Annotated in this window: 15 protein-coding genes; 2 read left to right on the top strand and 13 right to left on the bottom strand. The window is 62.7% G+C overall.

What is annotated here, in order from left to right:
* Positions 1 to 17 precede the first annotated feature (17 nt).
* Positions 18 to 431 carry a VOC family protein gene (locus J5X93_RS03945; RefSeq protein ID WP_043214904.1) on the bottom strand — a complete coding sequence of 138 codons (414 nt, stop codon included), beginning with the start codon at positions 429 to 431 and terminating at the stop codon, positions 18 to 20.
* Positions 432 to 531: 100 nt separating this feature from the next.
* Between J5X93_RS03945 and J5X93_RS03940 the strand changes: the two genes are divergently transcribed.
* Positions 532 to 1398: a LysR family transcriptional regulator gene (locus J5X93_RS03940; protein WP_043214901.1), complete on the top strand. Its 867-nt coding sequence runs from the start codon at positions 532 to 534 to the stop codon at positions 1396 to 1398.
* 68 nt (positions 1399 to 1466) lie between these two features.
* On the opposite strand, the gene J5X93_RS03935 is transcribed toward J5X93_RS03940, so the two are convergent.
* The 5 genes from J5X93_RS03935 to ycaC all read right to left on the bottom strand — a co-directional run bounded on the left by J5X93_RS03935 (position 1467) and on the right by ycaC (position 6403).
* The gene (locus tag J5X93_RS03935) at positions 1467 to 2390 is read right to left on the bottom strand and encodes a LysR substrate-binding domain-containing protein (RefSeq protein ID WP_250034453.1); all 924 of its coding nucleotides are present in this window, start codon (positions 2388 to 2390) and stop codon (positions 1467 to 1469) included.
* Positions 2391 to 2408: 18 nt separating this feature from the next.
* Positions 2409 to 3356 carry an HlyD family secretion protein gene (locus J5X93_RS03930; RefSeq protein ID WP_377734709.1) on the bottom strand — a complete coding sequence of 316 codons (948 nt, stop codon included), beginning with the start codon at positions 3354 to 3356 and terminating at the stop codon, positions 2409 to 2411.
* 2 nt (positions 3357 to 3358) lie between these two features.
* Complete coding sequence (locus J5X93_RS03925; protein WP_043214896.1) at positions 3359 to 3565, bottom strand: DUF1656 domain-containing protein; 207 nt, start codon at positions 3563 to 3565, stop codon at positions 3359 to 3361.
* Positions 3555 to 5708, bottom strand: a complete 2154-nt coding sequence (locus J5X93_RS03920) for an FUSC family protein (protein ID WP_250034451.1) — start codon at positions 5706 to 5708, stop codon at positions 3555 to 3557. Before J5X93_RS03920 ends, J5X93_RS03925 begins: the two co-directional genes overlap by 11 nt.
* Before the next feature lie 74 nt (positions 5709 to 5782).
* Complete coding sequence (gene ycaC / locus J5X93_RS03915) at positions 5783 to 6403, bottom strand: isochorismate family cysteine hydrolase YcaC (RefSeq protein ID WP_043214892.1); 621 nt, start codon at positions 6401 to 6403, stop codon at positions 5783 to 5785.
* A 323-nt stretch (positions 6404 to 6726) separates the two neighbouring features.
* Here ycaC and J5X93_RS03910 point away from each other — a divergent pair, with 323 nt between their 5' ends.
* Positions 6727 to 7851 (top strand): GNAT family N-acetyltransferase, encoded by a 1125-nt coding sequence (locus tag J5X93_RS03910; RefSeq protein WP_090345199.1) that lies wholly within the window; start codon positions 6727 to 6729, stop codon positions 7849 to 7851.
* Here J5X93_RS03910 and J5X93_RS03905 read toward each other — a convergent pair.
* The 7 genes from J5X93_RS03905 to J5X93_RS03875 all read right to left on the bottom strand — a co-directional run bounded on the left by J5X93_RS03905 (position 7848) and on the right by J5X93_RS03875 (position 15246).
* On the bottom strand, positions 7848 to 9269 hold the full coding sequence (locus tag J5X93_RS03905) for an undecaprenyl-phosphate glucose phosphotransferase (protein WP_043214886.1): 1422 nt from the start codon (positions 9267 to 9269) through the stop codon (positions 7848 to 7850). The two genes, J5X93_RS03910 and J5X93_RS03905, sit on opposite strands and share 4 nt — an antisense overlap.
* A gap of 349 nt (positions 9270 to 9618) precedes the next feature.
* A complete protein-coding gene (locus tag J5X93_RS03900) occupies positions 9619 to 10356 on the bottom strand; it encodes a WecB/TagA/CpsF family glycosyltransferase (RefSeq protein ID WP_043214923.1) in 738 nt (245 codons plus the stop codon).
* 5 nt (positions 10357 to 10361) lie between these two features.
* Positions 10362 to 11549, bottom strand: a complete 1188-nt coding sequence (locus J5X93_RS03895) for a glycosyltransferase family 2 protein (protein ID WP_090345197.1) — start codon at positions 11547 to 11549, stop codon at positions 10362 to 10364.
* Entirely contained in the window at positions 11546 to 12748 is a 1203-nt protein-coding gene (locus J5X93_RS03890) for a glycosyltransferase family 4 protein (RefSeq protein WP_090345195.1), read from the bottom strand. The genes J5X93_RS03895 and J5X93_RS03890 overlap by 4 nt, the downstream gene beginning before the upstream one ends.
* 30 nt (positions 12749 to 12778) lie before the next feature.
* Complete coding sequence (locus tag J5X93_RS03885) at positions 12779 to 13747, bottom strand: DUF535 family protein (RefSeq protein WP_090345323.1); 969 nt, start codon at positions 13745 to 13747, stop codon at positions 12779 to 12781.
* Between the two features lie 7 nt (positions 13748 to 13754).
* Positions 13755 to 14732 (bottom strand): glycosyltransferase family 2 protein, encoded by a 978-nt coding sequence (locus tag J5X93_RS03880; RefSeq protein ID WP_043208532.1) that lies wholly within the window; start codon positions 14730 to 14732, stop codon positions 13755 to 13757.
* A gap of 4 nt (positions 14733 to 14736) precedes the next feature.
* Positions 14737 to 15246, bottom strand: coding sequence for a serine O-acetyltransferase (locus J5X93_RS03875; RefSeq protein WP_043208531.1), 510 nt, complete (start codon positions 15244 to 15246; stop codon positions 14737 to 14739).

Here is a 15246-nt window from a genome sequence, read left to right as displayed (position 1 = left end):
TGGATAAAAGCACGCCTTCAAACAGCAAAGACTTCTTTGAAGTCCTTGAAACCTTTTATCTCGATTGGGTTGCCACTTGGATCGAGGAAGAACATTGTCCGCTGCTCACCCGGCTGACCCGGGAAGCGCACAACGGGGGGAATATCGAACTTCACCCCATGGGCTTGCAGGCGCTCTGCCATCGCCATCCAATCATCCAACTGAAGCACCAGGCCGATGTGCGGCATCAGCACCATGTGCTCGCCGACCTTGCCGGTGCGCGTGGTCGGAAATGGCGTGCCTTCGTGAAGGGAAATTTGATGACCGAATAAGTCGTAATCGATGTACGTCTCGCTGGAGCGGCCTTCTTTACAGCCCAGCACCTCGCCGTAAAACTTACGAGACTCTTCAAGGTTTGTTACATGATAGGAGGCATGGAAAAATGCGGTCACGGAAACGCCCTCTTGTTTGGGTGGGAATTTCGTGCAGCCTACCCTATCCTTTCGCTTGTTCTGGAGCGTGATTTTCCATCTCTGACCGAAAGGAATTGTTTTGGATATTCGATTTCTCGAAAGTTTGGTCGCGGTTATTGAAACAGGTTCCATCGCGGCAGCCGCCCGCCGAGAAAACCTTACTGCACCTGCCATCAGCCAGCGTATTCAAGCGCTTGAGAAATCGCTCTGCTGTGAACTATTGAACCGTGGATCCCACTCAGTTGATCCCTCTGAACAATGCCTGGCATTGTTGCCGAAAATGCGCAACTTAATTCAGTGCGCTACGGAACTCAGGGATGGATTCGACAGCAATGGGCTTACAGGTGATTTCAAGTTAGGCGCTATTTCAACTGCGTTGACAGGCCTGCTTCCAGAATTAATGCACCAATTAACGATAACGGCACCGCACCTGAGGCTTAGAATCACACCTGGCGACTCGCGCGCGCTGTATGAGCAGGTGGTAACAGGTGAACTCGATGCCGGGCTTATGGTCTGCCCCCCGTTTTCCGTACCGAAATCCATCAAGATGCAAACGCTGCGGCATGAACCTTTAATGCTGTTGACAAAGGAACCCATTGAGCAGAGCAATATAAATACGACCATTCTCACCCACCCGTTGATTCGATACGATTCAAATGCCTGGGGCGGGCAGATAGCCCTGCAATACTTGCATGACAACGATCTAAGCCCTGATCTACTGTGCAACCTCGATGCGCTTGACGCCATTTACATCATGGTAGAGAAAGGGATGGGCGTATCGCTCGTTCCCGCATGGGCAGGTTTGAAAAGTGGGGAGGTGTTCGCCACGCCCGTCTCAGACTCCGATGACTACATACGCCAACTCGTTTTACTGTATAAATCCATCCCGCGAAGGCCCAAAGCGCTGGATGCCATAAAAGAAATACTCAAGCGCACGGCTTTATGATCCGCTCTCTACGAAGCGGACACCGAGCCTTGCAGCTCCCTGGCCTCCCACCTCGTGACCTCCCCGTTTCAAAGGGTTTGTCGCATCTGGACTTCAGCCTCTCGCTCGAACGCCGCCACCAAAAAGTCGATCAGCTTGCGCACCGCAGGCATCACCCCGCGTCGTGACGGGAACAGCGCAACGATCTCGCCCTTGCGTGGGGTCCAGTCTTCCAAGGCAGGCACCAGGCGCCCGGCTGCCAGGTCGGCGCGCACCAGTTCCTCGGGGAGCAACACCACACCGACACCTGCCAACGCACCCTGGCGCAGCACCGCGACATCGTCCGACACCAGGCGGGGCCGGTAGCGAATCGACGCCACGGCGCCGTCCGGCCCGTCCAGGTCCCAGGTGTACTCCTGTACATTGGCGCCCCAGCCCAGGCTCGGCAGTTCGAACAGGTCCGAGGGGCGCAGCGGTTGCTCATGTCCGATCAGCAGCCTGGGGGCGACTACCAGGCATTGACGACTATCGGCCAACTTGCGCATCACCAGCTCGCTGCTCTCCAGTGGCCGATGGCGCACGCTCAGGACCAGGTCGAAGCCCTCGCCAATGACATCGACACGCCGGTTGTAGCTTTTGACCAGCAACTCCACCACTGGGCATTCGGCCATGAAGCGCGCCAGCATCGGCGCCAGGCGCGAGTCCAGCAGCGAGGTGCTGCAGGCCAGGCGGATAATACCGCTGGGCACCGCACGGCTGCGCTCGATCGCGTCTTCGGCGGCATACGCCCGGTCCATCATCGATACACAGTGATGGTAGTACTCCAGGCCCACCTCGGTGACGGCGAACTGGCGGGTGGAGCGCTGGATAAGGCGCACGCCCAGGCGCTCTTCCAGCAGGGCCACACGACGGCTAAGGCGCGACTTGGGCAAGCCGAGGACACGGCCGGCGGGGGCGAAGCCACCGTGCTCCACCACCTTGGTGTACAGGTACAAATCATTCAGATCGAACATGCGACAGACTCACCCAACTCAATCCACGATGGTGACCGTCGCCGTGGTCCCAGCGCGCAGCGGCGGTGCGTCGGCGCTGCGCTCCAGACGCAGGCGCACCGGGATCCGCTGGGCAAGCTTGACCCAGGTATAGCTCGGATTGACGTTGGCCAGCAGGCGGTTGCCCGGCTGGTTCTCGCGATCGGTGATGGCGTAGGCGATGCTTTCCACCGTGCCCTCCAGCACCTCGCCGCTCATCAAGGCGATGCGCGCATGGCTGCCCACCTTGATCTTCGGCAGCTTGGTTTCTTCGAAATAGCCACTGACGTGGAACGAGCTGCTGTCGACCAGCGCCAACAGCGGCGTGCCGGATTGGGCGAAATCCCCCTGGCGGGTCAACAGGTTGGTTACATAGCCGCTGACCGGGGCGGTGACCCGTGTGCGCTCCAGGTCCAGGCGGGCCTGCTTCAATGTGGCCTCGGCGAGCTGCACGTTGGCCTGGGCCAACCCCAGGTTGGACTGCTCGCGTAGAAGATCGGCCTGGGCCACGGCCACGTCCGTGCCGGACTTCTCCCACTCTTCCGCGGAAATCGCCGACAAAGACTGAAGCCTACGCCGGCGTTGCTCTTCGCTGCGCCGTTGCTTGAGCAGGGCTTCGTTGGCCACGATCGATGCCTTGGACTGCCCCAGTGCGGCGCGAGCGACCTCGACCGCGCGCTCGGCATGCAGTACCGCAAGCTCATAACGGGCGGGGTCGATCTGCAGCAGCAGCTCGCCTTGCTTGACGAACTGGTTGTCATGGATCGGCAGTTCGATGATGCGACCGGCCACCTCGGCCGACAGGGTCACCACGTCCGCCCTCACCCGGGCGTCGCGGGTCCAGGGCGCACGGGTGTAGTAGTCCCAGGCAAACCAGCCCAGCACCAGGGCAAGGGCCAGCACGGCCAAGGTCAGTGCCTTGGAAAATACAGGTTTCAAGGCAGGCATTGTTAGACACTCACTCCCATCGATAACACCAGGGCCGCGCAGATCGCGGCATACAGAGCACCCTGGAACAAGGCGGGATGCCACACCAACGCCAGCACCCCAACTCGACGCAGCAAGGCGTCGGCAAGCAGAAACAACGGCAAGCCCAGCAACAACGCCTGGGCGATCGGCGGCAGGTAGACACCGCCGAACTCGAAATCAATGGGCATAGGCGCCCTCCTCTTCAGGCTGCGTGGTCGGCGCCAGTACCTGGCGGTAGCGCTGGAGCAACTGGCCGGCGATCGCCAAGGCGACCCGCAGGATGAACAACTGACGCAGCGCCTCCCGGCCCGCCTCGAAATGCACCTGATGCAAGGCGTCCAGGGTTTCGCCAAGCGCTTCGAGCTCGTGCAGCAGTGCGTCCAGGTCCACCTGACGACGCGCACCGATGAAGTCCGCCATCTCTTGCAACCCTAGGCGCAATCGCGCCTTTACGCCTTCCGGCAAGGTCTCGCTGGTGACGCACTGGGCCTGTGCCTTGGCCAGGACGATAGCCAATGCCGGGCACACCAGATTGCACTCGAACAGCTCCCGCGAACGCGCATCGCTGGTGGCCGGCAGCAGGCCGATCATGGCCGAGAGCCGGTCGAGCATGCGGCTCTCGAAATCGAACTGGCGCACCAGGCTGGAGGGGGCAGTCACGTGTTGGTACACATCTTCCCGGCTCAGGCGAAACAGGCGGGCCATGCGCCTTTGCGGGTTGAACGGGAAGACCAGGGCAAACACCACCATCGCCAGCAGCCCCCCGGCCAGGTAGGCCCCGGCGAACTCGAACCATTGGATGGCGCTGTTGTGGTAAGCCCCGACGTTCTGCGGGCCGATCATCAGCAGGCCCACCAGGCCGATGCCCATGCCGATCCCGGCGGTCATGGGGTTGGCCAGACCGACGGCGGCCAGATAGAGCAAGGGTGTCAGGCACAGGGCGAGCATTTCGAAATCGGTGAAGATCGGCAGCAGGCCGAACTGATAGACCGCTGAGAGTACCAGCGCCACCAGCAATCCGCGGTTGTAGTTCTGACTGGCCAGCAGCGGTCGAGGCAAAGTGGCCATCAGCGAGCACATGACGCCGATCAGGATCACTCCAGAGCGGGCGCCGTCCCAAGCGGTCTCGATCCACAGCCACCCTGCCAGGAACAACGCCAGAAAGGCCCGCGCGGCGTTCATGCCGGCCAGGCGAAAATCCAGGTGCAGGGCACTGACCCGCCCTTGGGCATGGGGGCAGCTGGCAGCCCTGCCCTGCTGGATCGCCTCGTTCAGCTCGATCAGCTCGTTCAGTTGTTGCAACAGACGCGCCTGCTCCCAACGCAGGGCCCAGGCCAGTGAACGCAGACGCGGTGGCAATGGTTCGCTGAGAAATTCCGCACGGTCGGCGGCCTGCTCGAAGCGCTGGTTCAGGTGGTGTATGGCCTGGCGACGCTGCGCCGATAAGGCCACACCCTCATTGGCCAGGGCATCTAGGCTGTCCAGCTCATCGTTGCGCAACAGTTGGATGTCGGCCGGCAGCGGCCCTTGCCAGTGCTGCTTGATCAGCTCACGTTGCTGTCGCAACACCAGTAGGCGCGACACCAGCAGCACCAGCTGGTTGGCCAGCAGTTGCACCAGGCCATCGGCGTTGCGCAGGTGCGGGGCATCGAAATAAAGATGTCGGCGCAGGCCTTCCAGCGCGCTGACCTGGGCGATCAGCTGGGCTTGGCGCTGGTTGAAAGCGGCTTCGTCTTCCTCGGTCCTGATGACCTCGGCGGCATGCCGAGCGATCAGCTTGACCAGGCTGTCGACCTGGGCGAAGTAACCTTGGGCGACCGCCTGCGGACGCGCTGTCAGCAGGCTGACCACGGCTACACAGGCCACTGCCAGCAGGGTTTCGGTCAGGCGCGTGATGGCCAGCAGCAGGATGCCGTCCGGTTCGGGCACCGCCAGCATCGCCACCACCACGGCGGTGAAACCACTGAGGACGAAGGCATGGGAGTCGGTATAGCGCAGCAGCGTGCCCCCTGCCGTGCAGAATGCTAGCCACAAGGCCAGGCAAACGATGAAGGGCATCGGTGCCTGGGGGAACAGCGCCATCAGCACCACCGCCACCGCCGCGCCCGCCGCCGTGCCGATCACCTGCGCGAAGCTGCGCTTGAGGGTCATGCCGGCCAAGGGCAGGCTGATGATGATCACGGTCATCAGCGCCCACTTGGGCTGTTCCAGATCGAAGATGAACGCCAGATACAGACACAGCAGGCCTGCGACGATGGTGCGTAAGGTGAAGAGCAACACCCCACGCCCGGGATTGAGGGCCAGTTTGAAATAGCCGATCAGTGGACCCATCCGGTACCTCTGGATACGGACGGGGAACCCTGCCCCAGGCGCATGAGCCCCTAAGGCAAAGCTCCCACGCCGGATTACTTCGTCAGCGTGCTGAAGCTGGTCATCAAGTTACGGTAGTCCGGGATGTGGTTGGAGAACAGTGTGCCCAGGCCTTCGATGTCGTTGCGCCAGTCGCGGTGCAGCTCACAGGCCACGCCGAACCAGGTCATCAACTGCGCACCGGCCGCCTCCATGCGGCGCCAGGCAGAATCACGGGTCAGTTCGTTGAAGGTCCCGGAGGCATCGGTGACCACGAACACATCGAAGCCCTCTTCCAGGGCCGACAGCGCCGGGAAGGCCACGCACACCTCGGTCACCACACCGGCGATGATCAGTTGCTTCTTACCGGTGGCCTTCACCGCCTTGACGAAGTCTTCGTTGTCCCAGGCGTTGATGTTGCCGGGGCGGGCGATATAGGGCGCATCTGGGAACTGCGCCTTGAGCTCAGGCACCAGCGGGCCATTGGGGCCGTTTTCGAAGCTTGTGGTGAGGATGGTCGGCAGCTTGAAGTACTTGGCCAAGTCCGAGAGGGCCAGCACGTTGTTCTTGAAGCGGTCCGGTTCGATATCACGCACCAGGGAGAGCAGACCCGTCTGGTGATCGACCAGCAAGACAGCGGCGTCGTTCTTGTCCAGACGCTTGTATTGGAAAGCCATGGTAATGCTCCTTTCTTCGGTGGGATTTTTAGACGTACGCAATCCAGTTGCCGCCTGCCCGCAATTCATGTGCGGGACTATCAGCGTAGGCAACACCGGCCATGCCAAGCGACCGTCAGTCGGCTCGATTCGGCGGTCGGCGCCCCTTCTGAAAAAACAATAGACACAACGTTAGTCCGACGAGTGGACAGTCGCTAGATACTCAAATCAGACCTCAGCGTTCCATTGGGTGAACACTGTGGCCCTGCCTTGCGAGCTGGCCGTTTCACATCTTTACTCGTTCTAGGTATGCACATGCCCCTTGAAGGAGCGCCAGCACCGCGATGAAAGAACAGCTCGCCCTACTGGCCAGGCAGTGCATTTCGCCGTCGGTCCGCTTCGAAATCAGGGCCACGTCCGCCAGGCTCAAGGACCTGGCCAGCCGCGCCTGCCTGTGGCGCTGGGAGCGCAGCCGCTTCAAGCCCGACCAACAGAGCAGCCACGAGGTGGTTTACTTGGGCCGCAAAGCCCACCGCGACCTGGCCAAGTTACTGATGGGGGCGACCACGCCGGCCAGCGCGACCAGCGATGCCGTGGTACTGGCCAGCGAAGTGCCGGTGCCCGGAGCCCTGCAGGTGCCGCATTTTTTGAGCGCCGTGGTGCCATTGGGGCGCTCTCTGGACAGCATCGTCGCCACCTACAACAGTGAGTTGCGGCGCAGCCTGCGCAAGCACCGGCCGCGCTATCACATGCGCCCGGCAGTCACCGACGAAGAGATCGCCCATGCCGACACGACGATGCTGCAACCCTACGCCAAGGCTCGCCATGGGGCGTCCGCCTCGCAGATTGCCACTGCCGAGGTCTTCAGGCTCGCCAAGTCCGCAGGCCGGCTGGACCTGATCCTGCGCGACGATGAAGTGGTGGCCTGCCACCTGGGCTGCGTCATCACCCGTGCCGGTAAGCGCTACTGGAGCACCATTCGCTTCGGCTACCCCGAGTCGGTTTTCGCCGATGCCAAGCAGCTGCGCGAGGTCAACTCGATTACCACCTTCATGGCGTTGGAGTGGGCGCTGGAAAACGGCTTCGACTACTACGACATTGGCTGCTGCCTGGCCCGCCCCGACGATGGGCTGCTGGAATGGAAAAGACGCCGCGGCGGCGACGTCGATACCTTAGGCAACCATGCCCACTTCTTTGTCAGGCTCCCCCGCACCGGCTCGGAATGGTTCCTCTGGAGTACGCCGCTGTTCGCGGTGGAGGATGGCCGGCTGACCTTGCACCTGGGTGTGCCCGAGGGGCCGAGCGATGAAGAGATCGCCAGCCGCTACCGAGAAATGGGCTTTGGCGGGTTGTCCAAGGTGTACTTGCATTGCTCCCGGGTACCAAGCCCGTCCTTGATCGAGACCTTGCGCAGCCGCTACGCGCACCTGAACCCGATGCCGATAATCCAGACACGTCTGACGCGCTAGTACGCCTGCTTGCCGGTGAACGCCGAAAGCGTGCGCACGAGAATGATGAAATCCAGCCACACCGACCAGTTGTTGATGTATTCGATGTCCGAGTCGACCCGCTGGATCATCTGTCCCAGATCCTTGGTCTCTCCCCGGTAACCGCGCACCTGCGCCAACCCTGTCATGCCGGGCTTGATGTTGTTGCGCGCGAAATAGTCGGCAATGTCCCTGGAATACTGAGTGTCGTGCTGGATGGCGTGCGGACGTGGCCCCACCAGGGACATCTCGCCCATCAATACATTGAACAGCTGCGGTAACTCGTCGAGGCTGGTGCGGCGAATGAACGCCCCGACCCGGGTCATGCGCGGGTCGTTCTTCTGCGCCTGTTGGAGCACCCCGGTTTCGGGCTGGTGCACGAACATGCTTCTGAATTTCCAGATGCGGAAGGTCTCGCCGCTCCAGCCCATGCGCTCCTGGCGGAAGAACACTGGCCCCGGGCTGTCGAGCTTGATGGCCACAGCGATGATGAGCAGGACCGGTGCGGCACACAGCACAATCAATGCGGCCAGCAGTTTGTCTTCGAGGTTCTTGAGGAACAGGCTGGTGCCGGTGAGTGGCGTTTCGGAAAGCGTGAGCACAGGGATACCGGCAATTTCGCGCACGCTATGGTTGATCAGCCGCAGCGAGAAGATGTCGGGAATCCAGTTGACCGAAACGCACTTGTCCAGCAACCGCAGGTACACATCGCGGATCAGTTGCGAGCCTTCCAGCGGCGTGACCAGGTAGACGGTCTTGATGCCATGACGTACCACGATGTCATCCAGCTGGGAAATATCGCCCAGGATCACCGGGCCACCCTCTCCCTCCTGCGCCCCTACTTGCAGCTCCGTCTCACCGATGTGCACGCAGCCGACGATCTTCTCGCCCAGCCAGGGGTTGTTGCTGATCTTCTTGTGCAGGAAGGTCGCCAGTTCACCGGAGCCGATGATCAAGGCGTTCTCCTGGCTGTAGGGCAGCGTCAGGAATTTCACCTGGATTTCACGTACCAGAAAATGCAGCAGCAACTGGATGAAATAGCCGATGACGAACAGCTCGCCCACCAGCAGGCGCGAATACTGCTCGCTCTGTTTGGTGAGAAAAGCCATGGCCACGAGAAAGCAGAACGTCACCGTCCAGGCCTTGAACAGCTTGAACGCCTTGATCGACAGGCCCACGTTGCTGCGGTAGATGGCGTAGTGGTCATAGACCACCGCCAGGGCGCCGATCAGCAACAGCAGCATGATGACGTAGTCGGGGGTGATGTAACCGACGTGCAGGTAGATCAGGTACCAGGCGACTCCGGTCACCGCGATGCCGTCGAGCCCGGCCTGGATGGCGTTGCTGATGCTGCGTCTGCGCTGGAGTAGGGAACGGTTACTTCTGGGTTCGAAAACCATTGCTCGTCCTCACTGATGCCGAGAAACCACACGCTTTCCTACCAAGCCAAGAACAACCGCATTCATCCTGAAAAGACAAAGACCCGACGCGCACTCAGCGAGTGCCGCCTGGTCAATGACGTAGGAGATCGTCCCCGTGACTATCGATCACCTGAATCACACGCTAATGCGCGGACTGCTCCCCAGGGCGATAGTGCGACCCGTTTGCCGAGGGTCCTCGGCACATGGGTGCGTTTGATATCACTGTAGCAGTACTTTGGAACCGCGCCGGGGATTTACCCTTTTGGGCCGTTGCAGAGGCGCGTCGCCCCCTTCGCAGGTTTACCCGCGAAGCAGACACCACTCCCTGTCAGTGACCACGCGCTCGCGCATAGCTCAACGTGCGCCAGAGGAACAATGGATTGCCGAGCACATACCGGCTGAACAGCCGCCTGGGCTCACGCAGCAGTCGGAACAACCACTCGCAGCCCAGGCGCCGCATCCACCGAGGCGCACGCGTCACCTTGTCGCCGAGAAAATCCAGGATCGCCCCGCCGCACACCACCACGCAGGGCACGCCGCTTTGCGCCAGCCGGGCAGCGACCGCCTCCTGCTTGGGCATGCCCATGCCCAGCACGATCAGCTCCGGCCGCTGCCGGTGCGCCAGGGCCAGGTAGGTATCGATCTGATCGAAACCATGGTGAACAGACGTCACCTGAACCCCGAAGCGGGCTTCGCTGCTGCGCGCTGCGTTTTCCAGATAAGGCGCTTCGGTGCCCCAGAACGCCACACGCCGCCCGCTGAAGGCCATCAGCAACTTGGGAATGAAGTCGGTGCCGTTCATGTTCAGGCCAGGCGCCAACCCCAGCCGGCGCAACAGGATCGCCATGCCCGAACCGTCGCGCAACAGCACGTCCGCCGAAGCCAGCGCCTGGAGGTAAGCGCGGTCGCGGGTCACCAAGTTCATGGCATGGGCGTTGACGAAACCCAGCACCCGCCGCGCCCCAGGTGTGGATAACTGGGCCAGCAAGCGCTGCTCATCCTCTGCGTCTTCCACCACCCGCAGCTTGTCGACGATGGTGCTCCAGTGGCCTTGCCAGATCGACATAGGCATCAGTTGCCATCCCGTTTGGAGCGCACCCAGTCCACCTGGCGTTTGACCAGGAACCCCAGGTAGATAGGGATTTTCTTCGCCGCGTAGAGCGGCGCGTAGAGCAGCACTGAAAATGCGATCAGCCCTCGGCAGAACCGGTACCAGGCCAGCAGGACGGCGATGCCCAGCAATACCACTGCGCAGCTCGCCAGCCACGGCGCGGTGCTGACATCCAGCAGCAACCAGGCCAACCACGAAAGGCAGAAAACCCCGGCCAAGGCCAACACCAGCAAGGCCAGCGGTGGCACCATCAGGTCCAGCGCCAGGGCCAACAACGCACCATTGCGACGGGCGAGGCTTTCGATCAACAACCGTGGCGCATCCTTGAGCAAGACGCCCAGGTGCCCGTGCTCCCAACGTCGGCGTTGCGCCCCCAGCCCTTCGTTGCTGACGGGAAACCAGCTGGTGACCCTGGCATCGGGACAGAACAACGGCGCCTTGCCGATGCGGCACAGGTCCAGGCCCATCTTCAGGTCCTCGACCAAATGGCCACTGGCAAGCTCCAGCGAGGCCAGGTCACGCCAGGTGAACGCCATGCCAGCGCCCATCAACTGACAAGGCAGGCCCAGCCGCGCCCAGCCGCGTGGACGCACCAGGTTCTTCACGCGCCAGGCGAACTCGGCCACGCGGGTCTTGAGTCCTGCGCCCTCAGGCGCCTGCATCAGGTACAACGCCTGAACCGGACGCCCGCTGTCGATGCAGCAGGTAGCAAGGCGCGTGAGCGCGCCCTCGCCCAGCTGGCAATCGGCATCGACCACGACGATCACCGGCGGTGGGTCGAAACCCAGGTAGCGCACTCCAAAGTCCAGCGCATAACCCTTGCCCCGCGCCTGTGCATCGAAGCGCTCGACCACCTCGGCACCTGCTGCCCGCGCAAGCGCTGCGGTGTCATCGGTGCAGTTGTCCGCCACCACCAGCAGTCGATCACCCTCGCACAGCTGCGCACGGATGCTGTCCAGCGTGGCGATGATGATCGAGGCCTCATCATGGGCCGGCACCAGCACCGCCAAACGCGGACGCGGCACGCGGGCCGCAGGCGGCAGCCGTGCCGGCAGGCAGGCCATCAGCACCTCGATGAACAACACCAGCGTCGGCAACAGCACGAGCAACGCCAGCGCGCCCAGTATCGCCGCCGCGAGCCCTGTCATGCCGGAGCCCTGAACAGTGCGGCCAGCTTACCGGCCTCGGTGTCGATGTCATGGCGCTCAAGCACCCGCGCATACGCCGCCTCCCCCATACGCTGAAGCACCTCCACCGGTTGCGCCAGGCAGTCGGCCATGGCCTGCGCCAGTTCCTCCACGGCCCCGGCGCTGAACAACCAGCCGTTCTCACCCTGGCGGACCAGCTCGGGGATGCCCGCCACATAGGTCGTTAAGACAGGTCGGCGCAGGGCCATGGCCTCCATGATCACCACCGGCAGACCCTCAGCGAAACTCGGCAGCACCAGGGCGCGCGCCGCCAGGATCTCGGCACGCACCTGCGCGCTGCTGATCCAGCCGGTGATGCGCACCTGGGCCTGCAGGCCGTGCCGGGCGATCAGCGCCTCGATATCCGCCCGCATCTCGCCATCGCCCGCCAGCACCAATTCGCAGGCCACACCGCGCTCGGCCAGGCGCCGCGCCGCCTCGAGCAACAGCAGTTGCCCTTTCTGTTCGCACAGCCGCCCCACGCACACCAGCCGTGGTACCGCCGGAGCCGGTACTGCCGGCACGTCGTGGAACATCCGCTCCAGGCCGCAATGCACCACCTTCACCTTGGCCCAATGCCCATGGGCGACCCAACGGAACAACTGGCTGCGCCCGTAGGAGCTGATCGCCGCGACGAACGCGGCGCGCCGGACCTTCTCGCCCAAGTGGAGAAACTGGGGTTTGTCGAACTCTTCCGGCCCGTGCACGGTAAAGCTGTACGCCGGCCCGCCAAGGGCATTGGCCAGCATCACCACTTCGGTGGAGTTGGTGCCAAAGTGCGCATGCACATGCTCGCTGCCAAATGCCCGCAATCGCTGCAGCACCCAGCAGGCTTCAGCCAGGTAGACCACGTGGTAAGGCAATGGCCGGTCGGCGCGCCAGCCCAGGCGCAAGGCCAGCCAGAATGCGGTAAAAAACCGTCGCGGGTCGGCCCGCAGCACCTGTAGCAAGGGCTTGATCAGCCCTCTGAGGCCGCCTTGCAGGACGTACTGGGTCTGATCCCGCTCGGCCATGTCGTCGGCATCCAGCAATTGCGCATCCCAACCCCGCAAGGCCATGCGCTGGATGATGAAGCCCTGACGCTCCAGCGCCAGGATTTCACGGCGTATGAAGCTATGGCTGACCTTCGGGTACTGATTGACGAAATACGTAATGCGCATAGGGACCCGACTGAATGCGTGTTCGATTGATTATGGGTGCACTCCTGACTCAGGGTAGCCTGCCTCCTTCACGCTCACCGATTGTTTACCTTGCAAACGCAACGTGGCGTCCACCTGGGCGAATACATCGTCCAGCAGGTCATGACGGCGGCGGTACATCGCGCGCTTCTTGGGCGCGACGTCGTCCAGGCTGCGCCGGGCCTCGTCGATCGGCATGACGTAGAAGTCCTGGCGCTGCGAAGGCAGCGCACCGTGCTCTTGCCAGATGACATCGTAGTTGGTCGGCAACTCCTGGGCCTTTTGCGCACCGAAGTAGGCATGGCGATGATGCCGGTAGCTATCTCCCACGGCGTAGAGCCGCGTGACGCCCAGGCGCGTGGCCAGGTGGCGGAGCACCTCAATCAACAGGCTGCGCGGGCGCAGCCCTTCGAAATCCTTGGTCAGCGTCCGATAGATCGACAGTGACGTTTCGCTGTCGATGCCTTTGTGAATGCCCTGCACTGCGCCGATGAACACGCACAGCTCGCCGTCCTCCAGGCCCAGGCTGAAGGCCAGCGACGCGACCCGCAGATCATGTTGGAACAGGTTCAGCACCAACTCCCCTTCGCGCATGAACCAGAACGCCCGATCAAGCACCAAAGAGCATGCCGGTGAATAGCGCGACAGGTCATCGAGCAGCAGCCGCTCTTCGCGCCCCAGCAGCAGCAGGCTCGGGCACCGGCTGCTGACCACTTCGTAGTGCGAGGCCAGCGCATCGAAGCGCATCGACGCCGGCCAGTCCTTGCTGATGTACGGCCACTGGACCAGGCCGATGCAATCGATGCCCAGTCGCTCCCGGCCACTGTCGCCCAAGGCAAGCGACAGACGCCGCTGGAACGCATTGAGGCCGGACCATTCCCGCGCCATGTGCCGTACCAGACGGAGCTTGTTGTGCAGCGCCCGCAGCGAGTAACCGGGGTGCAAGGTGAACACGCTTTTGACCAGTGACCGATATGTCATGGACATCTCACTTGTATTCGATCAACACGGATTTGCCGACACCGAACCTTTTCAGCAAGAACTTCACCTGCCCACACATTTCGGGAAACTTGCCCAACACCAGAAACCCCGCCTGCAACCCGTTCTGCTGCAACGACCCGCGCCCCCGGCGCATCAGCCGAAGCACCTGCAGCGGGTAGACGAGCAACAGCAACAGCCCGCCCCAACCGAACAACGTGCAGGCCAGCAGGGTCGCCAAGGGAATCCCCAGCCCCCACACCCAGGCTCGGCGCGACTCACGCAGCCAATGGCGCTCGGGTGCCGCGCCATGCAGGAACGCGCCTTCGGCAAAGGCATAGCCGCCGCGCAGGCTGCGCCGCCACCATTGGCTGAAGCGGGTCATGGCCGCGTCGTGCAGGGTCATTTCGGCGTCCAGACGCCAGACCTTCCAGCCCTGGGCGCGCAGGCGCACGCACAACTCCGGCTCCTCGCCGGCGATCAAGTCAGCGCGGTAGCCATTCACTTGGACGAAGGCATCGGCGCGCATGAGCGCATCGCCGCCACAGGCCTTGGCCTGGCCGACCGGGGTGTCCCACTCCAGGTCGCACAACTGGTTGTAGATCGAACGTGTGGGGTATCGCTCGCGGCGCCGACCACAGACCACGGCGACCTCAGGGTGCTGGTCGAGAAAGGCCTGCGCCGCGGGCAGCCAGCCGGCGACCACTTCGCAATCGCCATCGACGAACTGCACGTAACGCACCGAAGGCATCAAGCGATGCAAACAGGCAAAGCCTTCGTTGCGCGCACGCGCGGCAGTGAAGGGCTGCGTCATGTCCAGGGCCAGCACCTCGATACCCCGCGCCTGCGCCATCTGCACAGACCCGTCGGTGGAGCCTGAGTCGACATACACCACCTGATCCGCCGCACCGGCCAGCGACGCCAGGCAGCGCTCCAGCCGCGAGCCCTCGTTGCGCCCGATTACCACCACACCGATGCCGGTCATCATGGATTCATCCGCCACTGCGTCGGGGCTTGATGACCGCGGGCACACCGACAGCCAGCGAATCGTCGGGCACATCGGTCAACACCACCGCGTTGGCCCCGATGATCACGTTGTTGCCGATGCGGATATTGCCCAGCACCTTGGCCCCGGTGCCGATATCGACGTTGTTGCCGAATACCGGCGCGATGGGCTCCTGCACGTTCTTCAAGCCCACCACCACGCCATTGCGAATGCGGCAGTCATCGCCGAAGCGGGCATAGCCGCTGACCACGATGCCGCCAAAATGATCGATGACGAAGTTGCGCCCCAGCTCCACCTCGCAGGGCAGTTCGATGCCGGTGAGGATCTGCACCAGCTTGAACAGCACCTTGTAGATGAACGACAGCAGCTTGCGCAGCAACGCCGGACGCACCCCGTAGCGCCAGCGCCCGAAACGGTAGACCAGCATCACCCAGAAGCCCTGTGCCGCCCAGTCGCCTCCATGGGCCCGCAGGTCCGCGCGAACGTTCTCAAACAT

The sequence above is a fragment of the Pseudomonas sp. BYT-1 genome (assembly GCF_023611805.1).
GTDB classification, from domain to species: Bacteria; Pseudomonadota; Gammaproteobacteria; order Pseudomonadales; family Pseudomonadaceae; genus Aquipseudomonas; species Aquipseudomonas guariconensis.
Note: the sequence above shows the minus strand (reverse complement) of the source record. Positions and strands in the feature narration are given on the sequence as shown.